This is a genomic window from Sphingobium sp. RSMS, assembly GCF_005406185.4.
Taxonomy (GTDB): domain Bacteria; phylum Pseudomonadota; class Alphaproteobacteria; order Sphingomonadales; family Sphingomonadaceae; genus Sphingobium; species Sphingobium fuliginis.
On the sequence record NZ_CM191257.1, the window covers coordinates 2,898,120 to 2,915,929 of the forward strand.

The window sequence follows — 17,810 nt, forward strand, 5'->3', positions numbered from 1 at the left end:
ATAGTCCGGGGAGGCTCGCCCAAAGCGGGCCTCCCTTCAATCCCGGAGCCATTCAAGAGGTAAACGCATGAACAGCCCTCCCATCGGACTCACCGCTCCGCCGACGACCTCCGCCGCCGGGTTGCGCCGTACGATGCTGGTCATGCTGGGCCTGGTTTCGATGTTCAACTATATCGATCGCACGGTCCTGTCGGTGCTTCAGGAACCGATCAAGCGCGAACTGGGGCTAAGCGACGGCCAGCTCGGACTGCTGACCGGCCTTGCCTTCGCGCTGTTCTACGCGACGCTGTCCCTTCCGATCGCGCGTCTGGCGGATCGCTTCAATCGTCGCAACATCATCGCCGCCTCGCTCGCCACCTGGAGCGGCATGACGGCGCTTTCGGGCCTCGCGACCGGCTTTGGTTCCCTGGTAGCCTTCCGCATCGGCGTCGCGCTGGGAGAAGCGGGTTCCGTGCCGGCTTCCCATTCCATCATCGCCGATTACTATCCGCCCGAAAAGCGGGTGACGGCGCTTGCCCTGTGGGGACTGGCGCTCCCGGCCGGGATCATGCTCGGCTATGCGTCGGGCGGCTGGATCGCCTCGGCGCTGGGATGGCGTCTTGCCTTCGGGGTGATCGGCGTCGCGGGGCTGGCGCTGGCGCCGCTCGTCCTGCTGCTCGTGCGGGAGCCTGCGCGGACGGGATCAGGCCCTTCGATCCCAACGGAAAAAGCGCCGCCCCTCGGTGAAGCCATGCGCTTCCTGTGGCGGTTGCGGACCTATCGTTACATGCTGATCGGCACGACCCTTCACGCCTTCGCCCAATATGCGATGATGAGCTGGTCCGCGCCCTTCTACATGCGCGTCCACCACATGCCGCTTGCCGACGTCGCCTCCTGGCTGGCGCTGATGAACGGGCTGGGCGGCGGCATCGGCATCTATCTGGGCGGCCGCCTGTCGGACGCGGCGGGATCGCGCGATCCGGCGGGCCGCGTCTGGGTGAGCGCCGCCGCGATGCTTCTGATGGTGCCCGCCGCGCTGGTCCAGTTCCTGATTCCTTCGCTGACCGCGTCGCTGGCGTTCGGCTTCCTGGCGACCATGCTGATGTTCTTCTATTACGGTCCGATCATAGGCGTCCCACAGTCCGTCGTTCCGCCGCGCATCCGGGCACTTACGTCGGCCGTGACCCTGCTGGTCTTCAACCTGTTCGGGCTCGGTCTGGGGCCGGCGGTGACGGGGTTCCTCAGCGATTATCTGGCGGCGGCGGATGGGATGCACGACACATCGCTGCGTTACGCGCTTTCGGCTGTGGTGCTGTTCTCGCTCGCGGGCGCCGGCAGCATCGCCTGGGCATCCCGCTTCTACGCGGACGATCTCAAACGGCAGTGAGTCTCACGCCACCGTCCGGCCATTGTCGATCACGATTTCCGTCCCGTTCAGCCGGACGGACTCGTCCGACACCAGGAACAGGACCAGGTCGGCGACATGCTCCGGCTGCCCCTCATGCCTTTGGGCGGCTTCGCGCAATTCGGGCGCGGCGAAGCGATAGGCTTCGCGCACCATCTGCGTATCGTGCGAGCCGGGGAGAACCACATTGGCGCGAACGGGATAGCCCTGCTGCTGGCAATGCACGATCAGGCTGCGCGTCATGGAGAGTACGGCGCCCTTGGCCGCGCTATAGGCGAACACCGCCGGATTGCCCCGGATCGCGGCCACGGACGCGATGTTGACGATCGATCCCGCCCCGCTGGCCGCCAGCGCCGGCAGGCAGGTCTTGCATCCCAGAAACGTCCCTTCCGCCGAAACGGCCATCACGCGGCGGAATGCCTCCAGCGACGACTGCTCGACCGTTTCGAAGGCGGCAATGCCCGCATTGTTGACCAGCGCATCGAGCCGGCCATGCGCCCGCATGATCTTTGTCAACGCGGCCTGCCATTGCGCTTCGCTGGTCACGTCCAGGCGAAGCGCCATCGCTGCCGGAAGCGTCTCGACGACCCGTTGCGCCTCCTCCTCGTCGACATCGGCGACGACCACCCGCGCGCCCTCGCGCGCCAGCGCTTCGGCGTCGGCCTTGCCCAGCCCTTGCGCCGCGCCGGTCACGAGGACGACCTTCCCCTCAACCCTGCCCTTCTTCGCCATGGCCGATCCTTTCAGGCCGCCAGGGCGGCACGGGCGGCGGTTCCACCGCCATGGAGGCGCGACAGCAGCAGCACGCGCCGCAGCCCGCGCCCGACCACAAGTTCATCGGTCACACCCATGCCGCCATGCAACTGCACCGCCTCCTCCGCGAGCTTCAAGGCAGCGTCGCCAATATAGGCCCTTGCTGCCGTCACGGCCCGGACCCGTTCTTCCTCCTCGACCAGGGCCGATTTCAAAAGCAAAGATCGGGATTGCTCCAGCCAGGTGTACATCCGGGCGCAGCGATGCTGCACGACCTGAAAGCTCGCGATCGGCTTGCCGAACTGGTGGCGCTGCCCGACATAATCGACGGTCAGGTCAAGCAAGGTCGCCATCGCGCCGACCAGTTCGGCGACGATCGACAGGCCGGCCAGGGCTTGAGCCTCTGCCCACGCGCTCCCCGGAATCGTGAGCGGCACGGCATGCACCGCATCGAATCGCACATGGGCTGCCATGCTGCCGTCGACCAGACGAACCGGCATCCTGCGGAGGCCGCTGTCCTGCCCATCGACCAACAGAAGCGCGCCCGCTTCCGTCTCCACGACAAAGGCGTCGGCATCCATGCCGTCCCGGACGATGCCCGCCGATCCGCAGAGCCTTCCGTCCGCCATCGTACCTCCCGGCGCAAATGCGAGCAGAGCCTCCCCTTGCATCAGCCTGTCGCCCCAGCGCCGGGCCACAGTATCACCAGCGATTGCCCGGCCGCAGAGCAGAACGGCTTCGGTCAGTGGCGTGATCGCAAGGGCGCGCCCCATCTCTTCGGAGACGATCATCACCTCCACCGCGCCGCCACCCAGGCCGCCTGCCTGCTCCGGCGTCAGCAGGGCGAAAAGACCGAGTTCCCCCAATGCGCGCCAGTCGTCGGGAGACATCGGCCCTTTCGCCATGGTCGCCGCGTCATAGCGGTCCGCCAGAAAGCGGCGGACCATGTCGCGGACCATCACCTGCTCATCGCTGAGCGCGAGGTTCATGGCTCAGAGCACCTCAATGATCGAGGCGTTGGCGATGCCGCCGCCCTCGCACATGGTCTGAAGGCCGTAGCGCTGGCCCCGCGCCTTGAGCGCATGGATGAGCGTCGCCATCAGCTTCGTGCCGGTCGCGCCGAGCGGATGGCCAAGCGCAATCGCGCCCCCGTTGACGTTCAACCTCGCCGGGTCCGCGTCGAGCGCCTTCATCCATGCCATGGCGATCGACGCGAAGGCTTCGTTCACTTCGAACAGGTCGATGTCCTTCATCGACATGCCGGCCCGATCGAGAACCCGCCGCGTCGCCGGGATCGGCTCTTCCAGCATGATGACCGGATCGCCCGCCGTGACCGCCAGGTTGACGATGCGGGCGATGGGCGTCAGGCCATGCGCCCTGACGGCCGCTTCGGAAGCAACGAGTACGCCGCTCGCGCCGTCGCAGATCTGGCTTGCGGTCGCCGCGGACAGCGTGCCGCCCTCGCTCAGCAGCTTGACCGAACCGATCGACTCCATCGACGCATCGGCGCGGACCCCTTCGTCGCGGTCGTGGATGGCCTGCTCCCCTTCCGCCGTGACGATGGGCACCGGCACGATCTCCCTGTCAAAGGCGCCCGCATCCATGGCCGCCGCCGCCTTCCGGTGGCTGGCGAGCGCGAACCGGTCATGATCGTCGCGGGTGAAGCCATATTTGTCGGCGATCATCTGCGCGCCCTGAAACTGGCTGAACATCTCCACGCCGTAGCGCTTCTGGATCGCCTCGGAGAAAGGATTGGCGCCGATGCCGCCCGCTTTCGCCAATGTGATGGGGGAGCCCATCGGCACGCGCGTCATGCTTTCGACGCCCCCGGCGATCACGATGTCCTGAAGGCCCGACATGACCGCCTGCGCGGCGAAATGCACCGCCTGCTGGGAAGAACCGCACTGCCGGTCGATCGTCACCGCCGGTACGCTGTCGGGCAGGCTGGACGCGAGCACGATGTTGCGGCCGAAGGCGAAGGTCTGCTCGCCCACCTGGCTGACGCAACCGATGATCACATCGTCGATCGCGGCCGGATCGACACCTGCGTCGGCGACCAGCGCGTCCAGCACCAGAGCACCGAGATCGGCGGGGTGCCACCCGGCAAGCCGGCCATTGCGGCGGCCACCGGCGGTGCGGCGTGCGGAAACGATATAGGCTTCAGGCATGATGCATCCTTCTTGTGTCTAAAGGCCGAGCGCGGCCTTCGCGATCAGGGTGAGCTGGATTTCGCTGGTGCCGCCGAAGATCGACCAGGCGCGGGCGTTGAGGTAGCGGGCAGCCGCGACCTGCGCTTGCGCCGAACCGACCGGAGCGGGCATGTCGTCGCCGTAGAAGGGACGCTCGACCGGCAGTTGAAGACCGGCGAGGCCGAAGACGTCCACCGCCAGCGCCTCAACGCCCTGCCGGATTTCGGACGCCAGCAGCTTGGTGGTCAGGCTGCGCGGGTCGGGCGCGGCGCCATGCTCGATCTCGATCAGCGTCCGAAGCTCTGTCATCTCCAGCGCTTCCGCCTCCAGTTGGAGCCGGATAGCGCGATCCGCCAGTTCGCCGGTCAGCGGACCCGCCGATGTCCGCAACCGGGCAAGATCAGCCAGGATCGCCGGGGCGAAGCTGGACCCGCCCCGCTCATTCTCCAGCAGGAACTTGGCGATCGACCAGCCTTGCCCTTCGTCGCCGACGCGCTCCGAGACCGGCACCCGTACTTCATCGAGGAAGACCTCGTTCAGTTCGTGATCGCCCGATGCGCTGAGGATCGGCTTCACCGTCACGCCGGGCAGCGTCATGTCGATCAGCAGGAAGCTGATGCCCTGCTGCGGCTTCACATGCGGGTCGGTCCGGACCAGGGCGAAGAGCCGGTTCGCATATTGCGCCTGCGTGGTCCAGATCTTGTGGCCCGACACGACATAATGATCGCCATCGCGCACAGCGCGGGTGCGCAGGCTTGCAAGGTCGGAGCCGGAGCCGGGTTCCGAAAACCCCTGCGCCCATATATGCTCGCCCGTGCGCAGGCGGGGGAGATAATGATCCTTCTGCGCAGGTGTGCCATAGGTGTACAATACCGGGCCCACCAGCTTCAGGCCCATGCCGGGAAGGACCGGAGCGCCTGCCTCCGCACATTCCTTCTCGAAAATCCAGCGCTGGACCGGCGTCCATCCCGGCCCGCCCGCATGGTCCGGCCAGTGATAGACGAGCCATCCCTTCGCTTCCAATATCGCCTGCCATGCGCGCGCGATGTCGGGTTCGGCGAAGACGCCGGATGTCAGCGCGGCACCGCGCCGCAATTCGGGCGAAAGCGACGCGGCGAGGAAAGCGCGCACCTCCTCGCGGAACGCATGCTGTTCTGGGCCAAGCGCCAGGTCCATGGCGTCAGCGCTCCACGATGGCGACGGCGGAGACGCCCGGTGCGCCATAAACGTGGCTGTAACCGAGGCGCAGCCTGCCCGGCGCCTGTCGTGCGCCCGCCTGCCCGATCAACTGCACATAATTCTCATAGACCTGACGAAGCCCCGATGCGCCGATCGGCTCCCCGCAGGCAAGGCACCCGCCATCTGTGTTGACCGGCAGGCTGCCGTCGATCCGCGTGCGGCCCTCAGCGATCCATGCGGTCTGCTCACCATCGGCGCAAAAGCCATTCTCCGCCATGTGCATGATCTCGGCTCCCGCCTCCGTGTCCTGAAGCTGTGCTATGTCGATGTCCTCGGGGCCGACGCCCGCCATGTCGTAGGCCGCCTGAGACGCGACGCTGGTGGGCGAGCCGCCACGCTCCAGATCAAGCGCTGGCGAAAAGACCTCGAACGAACCGGGGGGCCGGGTGCGGACGGCCGCGGCACGCAATCTTACCGCAGGCAGTCCAAGTTCGCGCGCCTTCCTGCCGCTCGCCAGCAACAGTGCGACCGCGCCTTCGCCCGGCGAGCAGAACATGAATTTGGTGAGCGGGTCGCTGACCATCTGCGAATGGAGGATGGTGTCCATATCGACCGCCTCGCGCCGCCAGGCATGATCGGCCAGAACGCCGTTGGCAAAGGCCTTTTCGGCGACAGCGCCCAGCGTGTGCGGGGTGATGCCGTATAGGCTCATATAGCGCTGAATCTTCATGGCGAAGAACTGGGTGGTCAGCATCAGCCCCGTCTCGCCATACCAGTCCGGCAACCCCCAATCCGCTGGAAGAGGCGAGAAAGAGCCGCGCGGGTGCTTGTCGAAACCTACCGCGAGGCCCAGATCGAACTCGCCGGACTTGATCGTGCTGTAGGCGCCGAACATGGCCGAACCGCCAGTCGCGCATCCGTTGGCGACGTTGATGAAGGGAATGCTGGTAAGCCCCAGCTCCGACACCATCGTGTCCGCATTGCCGGCGGCGTCCGACCCGCCGAAGGCGAACTGGACATCGCGCCATGCCAACCCCGCCCGTTCGAGCGCCTGGCGGACGGCGAAGACGCCCTGCTGCAGGCCCGAAAGGCCAGGGGTGCGGCCGAAGGGATGAATGCCCGCGCCGATGATGAAGACGTCTTCGCTCATGCCCCAACCCCCTTGTCCGGCGCGAAGCCGAAGCTGGTGCGCAGCGTTCCGTCCGTCATCTCGAAAGGCAGCGGCACGACGCGCATCGCCATGCCAATTGCCAGATCATCGAACGCCACATCGACCAGACGCCCCTCGACGATCAGCGCTCCATCCAGATCGACATAGCCCACGGCATAGGGCTCGAACGCTTCCGGGCCGGCATAGGGCGGCGACTTGGGGCGGAAGCGCTGGATAGTCCACGACCAGAGCCGGCCCGTGCGCGGCAGCAGGACGCGCTCGTAGCGCGGGTCGTCTTCCGGTCGCGCCGGAAAGCACAGGCGATTGGTTGCCCGCTCTCTGGAGGCAAACAGCGCATTGCCCTCTGTCTCGGGGCAGATGAGGCCGTCGGCTATCGGAACAGGCAGGGTGTCGGGCATCTCTTGTCTCCTTCCGAAGACATAGCGCCCGACCGTTCGGTCGGCTTCTGACCAATGCGACAGGGGTTAGTTTATCATGCCCAGAAAGCCGAGCTGCGCCGCCTTGAACATCGTCTGGTCGCGGTTGACCGCGTCCAGCTTCACGGATGCCGATCGGATGTGGAATCGCACCGTGGTGCGTTGCAGGCCCAGGATGATGCCGATTTCCTCGTTCGTCTTTCCGGCAGCCGCCCAGCGCAGGCATTCCACTTCGCGCTTGGTCAAGGATATGCTCCCCAGCCCGGGCCGCGCCCGCGCCGTAACCTTGACATAGCTTTGCACGAAGGCCCGCGCGAGCACAGCCAGAGCGTCCGCGGCACAGGCATAGGCATCGGACAGGTCGTTGGCCTCGGGCTCGGGCGAGAGGAAACTGGCCGCGCCGATCTGCCCGAACGGCAGGTGGATCGGAACCACGATCGCGGCCGCCGTCATCGCCCGGATGCGGAAATCATGGAGGTCGATCACGTCGAGCAGCGGGTTGGGCAGGCGGGTGAAAAAGCCATGCGCGTTGCACCAGAACGGCTCCGCCTCCACCCGGCAGGCGTGAACGATGGGCGAGGAAAGGGCAAGCTGAGGCACCTCCCACCAGCGCGACTCCTCGCCGCGAAAACCAAAAACCTCGCTTGCCAGCACGGCGCCATTCCCGTCGCGCATCGGTTCGCGGGAGGCCACATTATGCGTGACCGCCGTGCGCAACCCGCAAAGGTCCATCACCGCATCGCGCAGCCGCTCCGCCGCCGGTCCTATCCCCCCCGGCTCCGAAAAGCGGACCGCGTCGATCAGGGCGGCGGACGGCATCGTGCAGGAGGGGCCGGCAGCGGACATGATCAGCGGCCTTTCAGGCTCAGCCCCTCGAAAAAGGGCTGGCAGATCGCGTCGGCGACGTCCTCGGGCGGTCTGCGCTTGGCCAGGGGAGGATACCATTTATAGGCCCAGTTGCACATGCCGAGGAAGCCAAGGGTGGTGAGCCCCGGGTCGCACGGGCGGAAATGGCCGTTCGCGATCCCCTGTTCGATGATGCCGCGCACCCGCTGCAGATAGGCGTTGCGCTGCGCCCGGATATGGTCGCGCATCTTGCCTTCCAGATCTTCATAATGGTCCATGAACGCCCGGACATAACCCGGATGCTCCGCAATCTGCCGCAGGATGTCGATGCATGCCGCGCGCAGGCGGCCGAGCGGATCGTCCGATCCGCCTTCCTCGTCGAGGCCTGCCAGCAGCGCGCTCATATGGGCGTCGTGCATCGCGAAGAGGATGGCGTTCTTGCTGGGGAAATAATGGTAGAGCGTCGGCTTGCCGAGGCCCACCTCATCGGCCAGCATCTGCATCGACGCCTTGTGATATCCCACCCGGTCGAACAGCGTCGCGCAATGCCTCAATATCTCGTTGCGCTTCTCGTCATGCGCCTCGGTCGTCTGCCGTTTCTTTGTTGCTTCTCGCGCCATCGCCGGCTCTGTTCCCTGTTCTGCGTCCTACCTCTCACAAAGGTAAGTCGACCGTCTGGTCGGTTCCTCCTAGGGATGGCGGCTGGATGAAAAGAATGCAAGCGCGAGGGAGCGGACAATGCAAGTTGAGGGCAAGACAGCGCTGATCACCGGAGCGAGTTCGGGTTTGGGCCGGCATTTCGCTCGCCTGCTGGCGCGGGAAGGGGCGACGGTCGTGATAGCGGCGCGCCGAGTCGACGCGCTCTCGGCGCTCTCCGATGAGATTGGGCGACAAGGCGGCACATGCATTCCCGTCGCCATGGATGTGACCGATCCGGACGCGGTCGCGGCGGCCTTCCGGCAAATCGAGCGCGACCTTGCGGCGCCTCTCTCCATCCTCGTCAACAATGCAGGCGTAGCCCACATGCGTGCGGCGCTCGATCTCAGCGCAACCGAGTGGTCGCAGGTGCTCCAGCCCAATCTGACCGGCGCCTTCCTCGTGGCCCAGCAGGCGGCGCGCATGATGCGGGGCGAAGGCGGGACGATCGTCAACGTCGCCTCGATCCTGGGGGAACGCGTGTCCAAGGGGCTGGCCGCCTATGCCGCCAGCAAGGCCGGCCTCATCCAGTTGACGAAGGCGCTTGCGCTGGAATGGGCGGCGTTCGACATCCGGGTCAACGCGCTCGCGCCCGGCTATATCGAGACGGACCTCAACCGCGACTTCTTCGCATCCGACGCAGGTCAGCGGCTCATCTCGCGCATCCCGCAGAAGCGACTGGGCCAGATGCAGGATCTGGACGGGCCGCTCCTGCTGCTATGTTCCGATCAGTCGCGCTACATGACGGGCGCGGTCATCGCGGTGGATGGCGGGCACCTCGTCAGCGGTCTTTAAGGACGGACGACCCTCACGCATCCATCGCGGTCGCGCCGATGACCCAGGCGGACAGGCCGGCGGTCGGCACGGCGCAGATCACCGCTTCGGCCACTGCTTCCTCGCTGGCGCCGGCGGTGCGCGCGCCCTTCATGTGAACGGACGCCCATGAACTATAATCGGCGACGAGGACGGTGACGAGCAGCAGTTCCGCATGGACAGGCCCCAGCGCCGTCCCCGACAAAGTCCCCTCGCGCATGAGATAATAGGCGTCGGCGCCAAGGGGCTTGACCTCGAACAGCTTGCCCAGCGAAGGGGGCATGGTGCCGAAATATTGAAGGAAATTGGCCTGCGCCGCGCCATCTTCCACCACCATGTCGTCGTCGGGCCAATCGGGATCGACGGCTTCGGGGTAGATTTCCCGGAAAAGATCATGGAAGCGCAGCGACGCCCCCTCGCCGCGCACGCTTGCCAGGATTGCGATCGCCGCGCCGGCCTCCGCCTCGGTGAGACCGGCCGCCCGGGCTTCGGCCAGTTCCCGCGTCGCAAGTTCCCGATAGCCCTTCATCGTGGCGGCGCAGGCGACGAACAATCGCTTCATCCGGGCGGGGACAGCGCCATCGGTATCGATGATCGCGCGCCAGCGGCGAAATCCCGCGACGGTCTTCGGGGCGTCGCGACGCAGGCGGCCAAGGCTGGCGAGCGGGGGCAGAAGATCAGTCATCGTCTCTCCGATAATGCATGGACCGTCCGGTCGGTTGAACATGGCTATGCCGCTTCGCGATCGCGGTCAACTTCTGATAAGGAGTTGACGTCCGACCGGACGGTCGACTACATCGCACGCTTATACAGGGCCGATCCCGGTTCGGCCGATGCGAGAGGAGCACGCCCGGATGAGGGACTTCAAGGGCAGGACGGCAGTCATTACGGGGGCCGGCAGCGGCATCGGCGCGGCGCTCGCGCATCTTGCCGCGCGGGAGGGGATGAAGCTGGTCCTCGCCGACATCAATCTTGCCGACCTTGAAGCAGTGGCCGGCACCATCGACAGCGCGGCCATCGCGCTCCACAGAACCGACGTGGCCGATCCGGAGGCGGTACAGGCTCTGGCCGACCTCGCATGGTCGCGCTTCGGCGAGGTATCCCTGCTGTGCAACAATGCCGGCGTCGTCCCCGGCGGCCGCCACCGGCTCGTCTGGGAATATGGGCTGGAGGACTGGCGCTGGGCCTTCGGGGTCAACATGGAGGGCGTGGTCAACGGCATCCGCAGCTTCGTGCCCCGGATGCTGGCCGAGGGACGGCCGGGACATATTCTCAACACCGCGTCCGTGGCCGGCTTCGTGAGCGGCGAAGGCTCCGCCGTCTATGGCGCGTCCAAACATGCCGTCGTCCGCATCACCGAAGCGCTCTATGCCGGCCTGCGTGAGCGGAACGCCCCGATTGGCGTCACGATGCTGTGTCCCGGCCTGGTCGCAACCCGCATTTACGAGGCCGAACGATCCCGCCCTGCCCATCTGCGATCCAGTGATGGGCAGCCGGCGGAAGCCGCCGAGTTCCAGTCGATTTCGGACAATCTGTTCCAGAATGCCCCATCGCCTGAGGAAGTCGCCGCGCAGGCGTTCGACGGCATCCGGAATGACCGGTTCTACGTCTTTACCACGACCCGTTACGATCCGGTGATCGCGCAGCGGACGCAATCGATCCTTGCGCGGGAAAATCCGCTATTCGACAGCCTGATTTCGCTCAGCAAGGGCAAGGCTGACGCAGAAGAGGAAAGATCGTGAGCAGGCTTCAGGCGCGGATCGCGCTCATCACCGGCGCCGCTTCGGGCATCGGGCTCGCCACCGCACGGCGCTTCGCGACGGAGAGCGCGACACTCATCCTGGCGGACCGCAATGGAGATGCCCTGTCGGATGCGGCCAAGTCCCTGCCGGGCGACGGCCATGAGGTCGCCGTCATGGACGTCACCGATGAACAGGCATGGGTCGCGCTGGCGGATCGGATACGAACACGGTTCGGCACGCTCGACATCCTCGTGAACAATGCCGGGTTCGGCAAGTTCGCGTCGATTGCGGACACGACATTGGCGCAATGGCGCTCGATCATCGCCGTCAATCTCGACAGTGTTTTCCTGGGCACCAAATATATGATGCCGCTGCTCGCCGCCTCGGGCCGGGGCGCGATCGTCAACATGTCCTCCATTCGGGGCATCGTGGCCGGGGCGGGCACCGGCTCCTACAGCGCGGCTAAGGGGGGTGTCCGGATGTTCACCAAGGCGACCGCCCTCGAATGCGCTGCCGCCGGCAATGGCGTGCGGGCGAACTCCATTCACCCCGGTCACATCGCGACGCCGCTGACCGCGCCTGCCTATGCCGATGCGGAAACAGCCAGGAGCCTGCTGGCGGATGTCCCGCTCGGCCGGATCGGGGAAGCGGAGGAGATAGCGGATGGAATCCTGTTCCTGGCAAGCGACGAGTCCCGCTACATGACGGGCGCCGAACTTGTGATCGATGGGGGGAGCACTGCGCAATGACCGAGCGAGCGAACGCCATCGCGTCGAAAGTGGAAGCCTTCGTCCGGACCGTGATCATTCCCTATGAAAAGGACAGTCGCCTCGGCTTCCATGGCCCGGAAGACGCGCTCGTCGCGGAGCTGCGCGCAAAAGCACGCGAAGCAGGCGTGCTTACCCCGCATATCCTGCCTGACGGATCGCATCTGACGCAGCGGGAAACGGCCATCGTCCTCATCAAGACCGGCCTGTCGCCGCTCGGCCCCCTCGCCTGCAACACCGCCGCGCCTGACGAAGGCAATATGTATCTGCTCGGAAAGGTCGGCAGCGCCGAACAGAAGACGCGATTTCTCGACCCGCTGGTGAGGGGCGAAGCGCGCTCCGCCTTCTTCATGACCGAGCCTGCCGAAACCGGCGGCGCGGGGTCCGATCCGTCGATGATGCAGACGACCTGCCGGCTCGACGGCAATCATTGGGTCATCAACGGCCGCAAGAAGTTCATCACCGGGGCGGAAGGGGCGCGCGTGGGCATCGTCATGGCCCGGTCGGACGAGGGCGCCTGCATGTTCCTTGTCGACCTGCCCGACCCGGCGATCCGGACGGTGCGCGTGATCGACACGATCGACAGTTCGATGCCCGGCGGGCATGCGGAGGTCGACATCGTCGATCTGCGCGTTCCGGCGGACCAGATGCTGGGCGCGAGCGGAGAAGGCTTCGCCTATGCGCAGATACGCCTCAGCCCTGCCCGCCTGTCCCACTGCATGCGCTGGCTCGGCCTTGCGACGCGCGCGCAGGAAATCGCCACCGACTATGCCTGCCGCCGCCACGCCTTCGGCAAGCCGCTGGTCGATCATGAAGGCGTCGGCTTCATGCTGGCGGACAACCTCATCGACCTGAAGCAGGCCGAACGCATGATCGACTGGTGCGCGGGCGTTCTCGACACGGGTTCGCTCGGCACGGCGGAAAGCTCCATGGCGAAGGTCGCGGTGTCGGACGCGCTGTTCCGCGTCGCCGACCGCTGCGTTCAGGTGATGGGCGGGACGGGCGTGTCCGGCGACACCATCGTCGAGCAGGCGTTCCGGGAAATCCGCGCCTTCCGCATCTACGACGGCCCGACCGAGGTTCATAAGTGGAGCCTGGCCAAGAAGATCAAGCGCGACTGGAAGGCGGCGCAGGGATGAACGCTGGACGATGGATGCCGGCCATGCGGCCGATGCTGGTCCTCCTGCCGATCCTTATGTCGACCGCTGGGCATGCCGAGCCAGCGAACTTCGCCGCGCCGGAAGCGCCCACTTCGCAAGCCGGATATGGCGAGGACCTGCTGCCCAGGGACGAGAAGGACCGCGCCACCCTGCTCCGGACCGTCGCATTCGATGCGACCGTCTATGGCATGGCTGCCTATCTGCATTATGAGCAACTCTATCGGCAGGTGTTCGATCGAAGTTCGAGCAATTATACCGGATTCAACCGCTTCGCGCATGAGAGGAACCTGGCGGGGCCGGACTATGCCACCTTCAAGGTGCCCAATACGGACACGCTTTACTCCACCGCCTGGATCGACCTGAGCAAGGGGCCGGTCGAAATCGACATCCCGGCCACGCAGCTCAAATATTTCACGCTCAACATCTTCGACATTTTCGGCAATCCCAGCAATCTCAGCAATCGCACGATAGGCGTCAAAGGCAGCCGCTTCCTGCTGGTGCCGCGCGGCTGGCGCGGCATCCCGCCCGCCGGGGTCACGGTCTATCCAGCCGCCACCACCCAGCTATGGATCCTGATGCGCGCCTTCGCCCAGTCCGACGCCGAAGTCCGGACTGCGCGTGCTTTTCAGGATGCGGTCCGGATCATCGTTCCGGAAGGCGAAGGGACGGCGGACTCTGATGGCGAAACATCGCCACCACCACCCGCCTCTGGCGCTATCGGCTATTTCCGGGCGCTCGACTATCTGCTTCGGGCCAATGGCTGGCAGCCGGGCGAGGAGGCGCTTGTGTCGCGATTCCGGCTGCTCAGCATAGGCGGCGACCGCCCGTTCAACACTGACAGGCTGACCCCGGCCACGCGAGCCGCCATCGAAAGCGGTTACGCGGAGGCGCTGGACATGCTCACACGCGCCAAGTCGCAATTGGGCGAACCCACCGGCACGGGCTGGATGAAGGTCAACAAGGGCGTTTACGGTTTCAATTATCTGCGCCGGTCCGTCATCAACATGGCCGGCCTCGGCGCGAATGTGCGGGAGGAAAATGCGTCCTACACCACGTTCGCAGACGGCGATGGATCGGCGCTGGACGGCGCGTCGTCGCGCTACATGCTGCGGCTGCAAAGGCCTCCGCCCGTCAACAGCTTCTGGTCCGTCACCCTCTACGACGCGAAGACCTTCGCCCTTCATCCCAATCCGCTGCGCCGCTATCTGGTAAGCGACCGGACAAAGGGCCTGAAGGTGCAGAAGGATGGGTCGATCGAAATCCGCATCCAACACGCCGCATCCTCCGATGGAAACTGGCTTCCCGCACCGGCTGGCCCATTTTTCGTGGTGATCCGCGCCTACGGACCGAAGCCCGACATGCTGAACGGCCAATGGCTGCCCCCGCCCATTTCAAGGGAAGGCGACGCACGATGAATGCCCTGGTCGAAGACAATAGCGGCACCGCCGCCGTCCGCCCCGGCTATGAGCTGGATCTGGGAGCGCTGGACGCCTGGATGCGCGCCAATGTCGTCGATTATGGCGGGCCGCTCAGGGTCGAGCAGTTCAAGGGCGGGCAGTCCAATCCGACCTACAAGCTGATCACGCCGGGCAAGAGCTACGTCCTGCGCAAGCAACCGCCCGGCCCCCTGCTCAAAGGGGCCCATGCGCTCGACCGGGAGGCGAGAGTGCTCGCCGGCCTCTCCCGGGCAGGATTCCCGGTCGCCGCCGTCCATGGCCTGTGCACCGATCCCGCGGTCATCGGCACGATCTTCTACGTCATGGACATGGTGGAGGGCCGCATCTTCTGGGATGCCGCGATCCCCGACCTGTCCCCTGCAGAAAGAGCCGCGCTCTTCGATGCGATGAACGCCACGATCGCCGACCTCCACAGCATCGATCATGTGGCCGCCGGCCTTGCGGACTATGGCCGACCCGGAAACTATTTTGAACGGCAGATCGCGCGCTGGTCCCGCCAATATCTTGAGGACGCGGAGGCAGGGCGCGATCCCTATATGGACAGGCTGGTGGAATGGCTCCCCGCCCACATCCCGCCGGGCGAGGAAACGAGCATCGTCCATGGCGATTTCCGCATCGACAATCTGATCTTCCACCCGACGCAGCCGCGCGTGTTGGCCGTGCTCGACTGGGAGCTTTCGACGCTCGGCCATCCGGGCGCCGACTTCGCCTATCACGCGATGATGTATCGGATGCCGCCGCATATCGTCGCCGGCCTGGGCGGGAGCGACCCCGCCGCGCTCGGCATAGCCGATGAAGAGGCCTATCTCGCCGCCTATTGTCGGCGCAGGGGGCTGGCGGACATGCCGGGTTACGACTTCTATATCGCCTTCAACTTCTTTCGCCTCGCCGCCATCTTCCATGGCATCAAGGGCCGGGTCATTCGCGGCAATGCGTCCTCCGCGCAGGCGCGCGAGCGCGTCGCGGTGCTGCCGGAACTCATGCGTCTGGCGTGGCGGCAGGCGGAAAGGGCTGGCGCCCGATGAACAGCCCGGCCATCACGCTCGACATCGAGGACGGCGTCGCCTGGCTGACGCTGGCGCGCCCCGAAAAGCGCAACGCCGTCGATCCTGAATTCGCACTCCGCCTGCATGAACTGGCGGAGCACTGCGCGGCGGACCAGCAAATACGCTGCGTCGTCCTGACCGGAAGCGGCAAATTCTTCTGCGTCGGCGGCGACATCGATGCCTTCTCCGCGGCCGGGGAAGATGCCGAAGCGGCGGTCGGTGCCCTCGCGCACAGTTTCCATGCCGGCATTCATCGGCTTGCCACGATGGAAAAGCCTCTGGTCACCGCAATCAACGGCCCCGCGGCCGGCGCGGGGCTCAGCCTTGCGATATTGGGAGATATTGCGCTCGCAGCCGCCTCCGCGCATTTCACCTCGGCCTACAGCGCCGTCGGGCTGACGCCGGATGGCGGCGCATCATGGTGGTTGCCGCGCCTGATCGGGATGCGCCGGGCGCTGGAGATGCTGTTCACCAATCGACGGATCGGGGCGGATGAAGCGGCGCAATTCGGCCTTGTGACGCGCGTGGTCACCGACGATGCGCTCCGCGCCGAGGCGTCGACCGTCGCGTCGGCGCTCGCGAAGGGGCCGATCCGCGCACTCGCCAGATGTCGCGCCTTGTTGATGGAATCGGCAACCGCCGACCTTTCCGCCCAGCTGGAGCGCGAAGCCGCCTCGATTGCCGAATCGGCCGGTGCGGCGGAGGGGCGGGAAGGAGTCGCCGCCTTCCTGGCGAAGCGACCGCCGCGTTTCATGTAACCCAGGGCGATGGACAAAGCGCGCTGCAAGCCGCATGAACGTCGCAACCATGTCGGCAGGTTCGCGCCCTTGTCATGAGACCTAAGCAACTCAACTTTCCACTCAATCCCGATTACGGGACCGGCGCCACCATTCGCCGCGTATCCCTGCGCGCGCAATCCAATCGGGTCAACGCCCATCTCCTCGACAATTTTCACGAGATGCGCTGTTCCATCGTGCACGACTGCTCGATCGTGACCGCCATTACCGGCGAAAGCGTCCGCATTCCCACCACGGCATGCCCTGCCGCAGTCCACCAGCTTCAGTCCTTGGTGGGCCTGCCGATCAGCACGCGAACCCGCGACTTTTACGCCGGGGGGATTGCACGCCATCATTGCACCCACCTTCTGGACCTGGCTGTCATGGCCATTGGCCATGCTCAAAGACCATCGACGGAGATACTCTATGAAGCGGAGGTCCCGGACGAAGTCGAATTGCCTGTCCCCATGACGATCTGGCGAAATGGTCGGCTGGTCTGTCGCTGGCTGGTCCGGCAGGGCGCGATCCTGGAGCCGCTGGAGCTTCGGGGAAGGCCATTGGGAACAGGCTTTGCCGCATGGGCCAGTCTGGTTTTCGAGCAGGATCAACTTGAAGCCGCCACCATCTTGGCGCGTACTTGGCTCATAGCCATCGGTCGGCGCTACCGCCCCTCACAAGCTGCCGGTCGCCCTGCCCGCGACAATCCGGAGATGCTTGGACGATGTTACGCCTACAGCACCGGACCAGTGGAAACCGCGGTCATGACCGGAGAGAAGGAGGCTCATCTGCACCGTCTCCAGCGTGAAGCATAGGCACTTTTGACATTCAGCAACCATGGTCGCGACGGCGTAGCGGAAGATGCGCCCAAGGAGGGTCCGCATAGGACGTGCCTTCGTAGCGGCCTGTCTCATCGATGAAGCGCAGGACGGCCACAATCTCCTGCGCCGTGATTTTGGAGACGGGTCTGTTGCCGATCTTGGGATAGGTCTTGTCCAGCAGCCAAGGAATCTTGCTCGATGCGATCTCGGCCATGCCCCGAAAGCGAGCGACCGACCCTTTGCGAGATAGCGATAATTGAGGCGCCAAAGCTCCGCGCCGTTGGTCCGCACGAGAAGATAGAGACCACCGCCGCCCGACAGCTTTAAGTCCTTGGCTTGCGGTTTGGCGTTGGCTAGTTGGTCGCGAACAGGGTGCTCATCGGGGGTATCGTCCTTGCAAAGGACGGAAAACGATACCCTCGGATATACCACCCCTCGTGCCCAATTGGTGCCGTATCTGCCCGGATTTCACCGGACGGTTATAGCTCAAGGAACAACATATTTCAGCCGTTTCCGGGACGTCTTCGGACGGGAAAATGGTGCCAGAAGAGCTTTATCGCGGGGCACCTAAACGATTGATTTCGCAGTCAAATCATA

At 65.4% G+C, this 17,810-nt stretch carries 19 protein-coding genes and 1 pseudogene; 9 read left to right on the forward strand and 11 right to left on the reverse strand.

Annotated elements, in window-relative coordinates; all coding sequences use genetic code 11:
* Nucleotides 1-67 precede the first annotated feature (67 nt).
* Complete coding sequence (locus EGM87_RS14060; RefSeq protein ID WP_137710078.1) at nucleotides 68-1,366, forward strand: spinster family MFS transporter; 1,299 nt, start codon at nucleotides 68-70, stop codon at nucleotides 1,364-1,366.
* Between the two features lie 3 nt (nucleotides 1,367-1,369).
* Here EGM87_RS14060 and EGM87_RS14065 read toward each other — a convergent pair whose 3' ends face one another.
* The 8 genes from EGM87_RS14065 to EGM87_RS14100 form a co-directional block, all read right to left on the reverse strand.
* Nucleotides 1,370-2,116 (reverse strand): SDR family oxidoreductase, encoded by a 747-nt coding sequence (locus EGM87_RS14065; RefSeq protein ID WP_137710077.1) that lies wholly within the window; start codon nucleotides 2,114-2,116, stop codon nucleotides 1,370-1,372.
* An 11-nt stretch (nucleotides 2,117-2,127) separates the two neighbouring features.
* The gene (locus EGM87_RS14070; RefSeq protein WP_137710076.1) at nucleotides 2,128-3,126 is read right to left on the reverse strand and encodes an acyl-CoA dehydrogenase family protein; all 999 of its coding nucleotides are present in this window, start codon (nucleotides 3,124-3,126) and stop codon (nucleotides 2,128-2,130) included.
* Between the two features lie 3 nt (nucleotides 3,127-3,129).
* A complete protein-coding gene (locus EGM87_RS14075) occupies nucleotides 3,130-4,305 on the reverse strand; it encodes an acetyl-CoA C-acetyltransferase (protein ID WP_137710075.1) in 1,176 nt (391 codons plus the stop codon).
* Nucleotides 4,306-4,323: 18 nt separating this feature from the next.
* The gene (locus EGM87_RS14080) at nucleotides 4,324-5,502 is read right to left on the reverse strand and encodes an acyl-CoA dehydrogenase family protein (RefSeq protein ID WP_137710074.1); all 1,179 of its coding nucleotides are present in this window, start codon (nucleotides 5,500-5,502) and stop codon (nucleotides 4,324-4,326) included.
* Between the two features lie 4 nt (nucleotides 5,503-5,506).
* Complete coding sequence (locus EGM87_RS14085; RefSeq protein ID WP_044660521.1) at nucleotides 5,507-6,655, reverse strand: thiolase family protein; 1,149 nt, start codon at nucleotides 6,653-6,655, stop codon at nucleotides 5,507-5,509.
* Nucleotides 6,652-7,074 carry a Zn-ribbon domain-containing OB-fold protein gene (locus EGM87_RS14090; RefSeq protein WP_044660520.1) on the reverse strand — a complete coding sequence of 141 codons (423 nt, stop codon included), beginning with the start codon at nucleotides 7,072-7,074 and terminating at the stop codon, nucleotides 6,652-6,654. The genes EGM87_RS14085 and EGM87_RS14090 overlap by 4 nt, the downstream gene beginning before the upstream one ends.
* 66 nt (nucleotides 7,075-7,140) lie before the next feature.
* Entirely contained in the window at nucleotides 7,141-7,938 is a 798-nt protein-coding gene (locus tag EGM87_RS14095; RefSeq protein ID WP_044660519.1) for a helix-turn-helix transcriptional regulator, read from the reverse strand.
* Nucleotides 7,939-7,940: 2 nt separating this feature from the next.
* A complete protein-coding gene (locus EGM87_RS14100) occupies nucleotides 7,941-8,558 on the reverse strand; it encodes a TetR/AcrR family transcriptional regulator (RefSeq protein WP_025547929.1) in 618 nt (205 codons plus the stop codon).
* Between the two features lie 118 nt (nucleotides 8,559-8,676).
* On the opposite strand from EGM87_RS14100, the gene EGM87_RS14105 reads away from it, so the two are divergent.
* Nucleotides 8,677-9,429, forward strand: a complete 753-nt coding sequence (locus tag EGM87_RS14105; RefSeq protein WP_044660518.1) for an SDR family NAD(P)-dependent oxidoreductase — start codon at nucleotides 8,677-8,679, stop codon at nucleotides 9,427-9,429.
* A 13-nt stretch (nucleotides 9,430-9,442) separates the two neighbouring features.
* On the opposite strand, the gene EGM87_RS14110 is transcribed toward EGM87_RS14105, so the two are convergent.
* Nucleotides 9,443-10,132: a carboxymuconolactone decarboxylase family protein gene (locus EGM87_RS14110; RefSeq protein WP_044660517.1), complete on the reverse strand. Its 690-nt coding sequence runs from the start codon at nucleotides 10,130-10,132 to the stop codon at nucleotides 9,443-9,445.
* A 169-nt stretch (nucleotides 10,133-10,301) separates the two neighbouring features.
* Here EGM87_RS14110 and EGM87_RS14115 point away from each other — a divergent pair, with 169 nt between their 5' ends.
* From EGM87_RS14115 to EGM87_RS14145, 7 genes are all read left to right on the forward strand, one after another.
* On the forward strand, nucleotides 10,302-11,189 hold the full coding sequence (locus EGM87_RS14115; RefSeq protein ID WP_044660516.1) for an SDR family NAD(P)-dependent oxidoreductase: 888 nt from the start codon (nucleotides 10,302-10,304) through the stop codon (nucleotides 11,187-11,189).
* Nucleotides 11,186-11,938, forward strand: coding sequence for an SDR family NAD(P)-dependent oxidoreductase (locus tag EGM87_RS14120; RefSeq protein WP_025547936.1), 753 nt, complete (start codon nucleotides 11,186-11,188; stop codon nucleotides 11,936-11,938). The genes EGM87_RS14115 and EGM87_RS14120 overlap by 4 nt, the downstream gene beginning before the upstream one ends.
* Nucleotides 11,935-13,095: an acyl-CoA dehydrogenase family protein gene (locus EGM87_RS14125; RefSeq protein WP_044660515.1), complete on the forward strand. Its 1,161-nt coding sequence runs from the start codon at nucleotides 11,935-11,937 to the stop codon at nucleotides 13,093-13,095. Before EGM87_RS14120 ends, EGM87_RS14125 begins: the two co-directional genes overlap by 4 nt.
* Complete coding sequence (locus EGM87_RS14130; RefSeq protein WP_137710073.1) at nucleotides 13,092-14,531, forward strand: DUF1254 domain-containing protein; 1,440 nt, start codon at nucleotides 13,092-13,094, stop codon at nucleotides 14,529-14,531. Before EGM87_RS14125 ends, EGM87_RS14130 begins: the two co-directional genes overlap by 4 nt.
* A complete protein-coding gene (locus EGM87_RS14135; RefSeq protein WP_137710072.1) occupies nucleotides 14,528-15,598 on the forward strand; it encodes a phosphotransferase family protein in 1,071 nt (356 codons plus the stop codon). The genes EGM87_RS14130 and EGM87_RS14135 overlap by 4 nt, the downstream gene beginning before the upstream one ends.
* Nucleotides 15,595-16,377, forward strand: a complete 783-nt coding sequence (locus tag EGM87_RS14140) for an enoyl-CoA hydratase/isomerase family protein (protein WP_044660512.1) — start codon at nucleotides 15,595-15,597, stop codon at nucleotides 16,375-16,377. Before EGM87_RS14135 ends, EGM87_RS14140 begins: the two co-directional genes overlap by 4 nt.
* Before the next feature lie 74 nt (nucleotides 16,378-16,451).
* The gene (locus EGM87_RS14145) at nucleotides 16,452-17,207 is read left to right on the forward strand and encodes a DUF2889 domain-containing protein (protein WP_044660511.1); all 756 of its coding nucleotides are present in this window, start codon (nucleotides 16,452-16,454) and stop codon (nucleotides 17,205-17,207) included.
* Nucleotides 17,208-17,220: 13 nt separating this feature from the next.
* On the opposite strand, the gene EGM87_RS14150 is transcribed toward EGM87_RS14145, so the two are convergent.
* Together EGM87_RS14150 and EGM87_RS14155 are read right to left on the reverse strand one after the other, a co-directional pair.
* The gene (locus EGM87_RS14150; protein ID WP_044660510.1) at nucleotides 17,221-17,427 is read right to left on the reverse strand and encodes a phage integrase central domain-containing protein; all 207 of its coding nucleotides are present in this window, start codon (nucleotides 17,425-17,427) and stop codon (nucleotides 17,221-17,223) included.
* A 50-nt stretch (nucleotides 17,428-17,477) separates the two neighbouring features.
* Nucleotides 17,478-17,645: pseudogene (locus EGM87_RS14155) on the reverse strand (hypothetical protein); the annotation flags it as partial.
* Nucleotides 17,646-17,810: the final 165 nt, after the last annotated feature.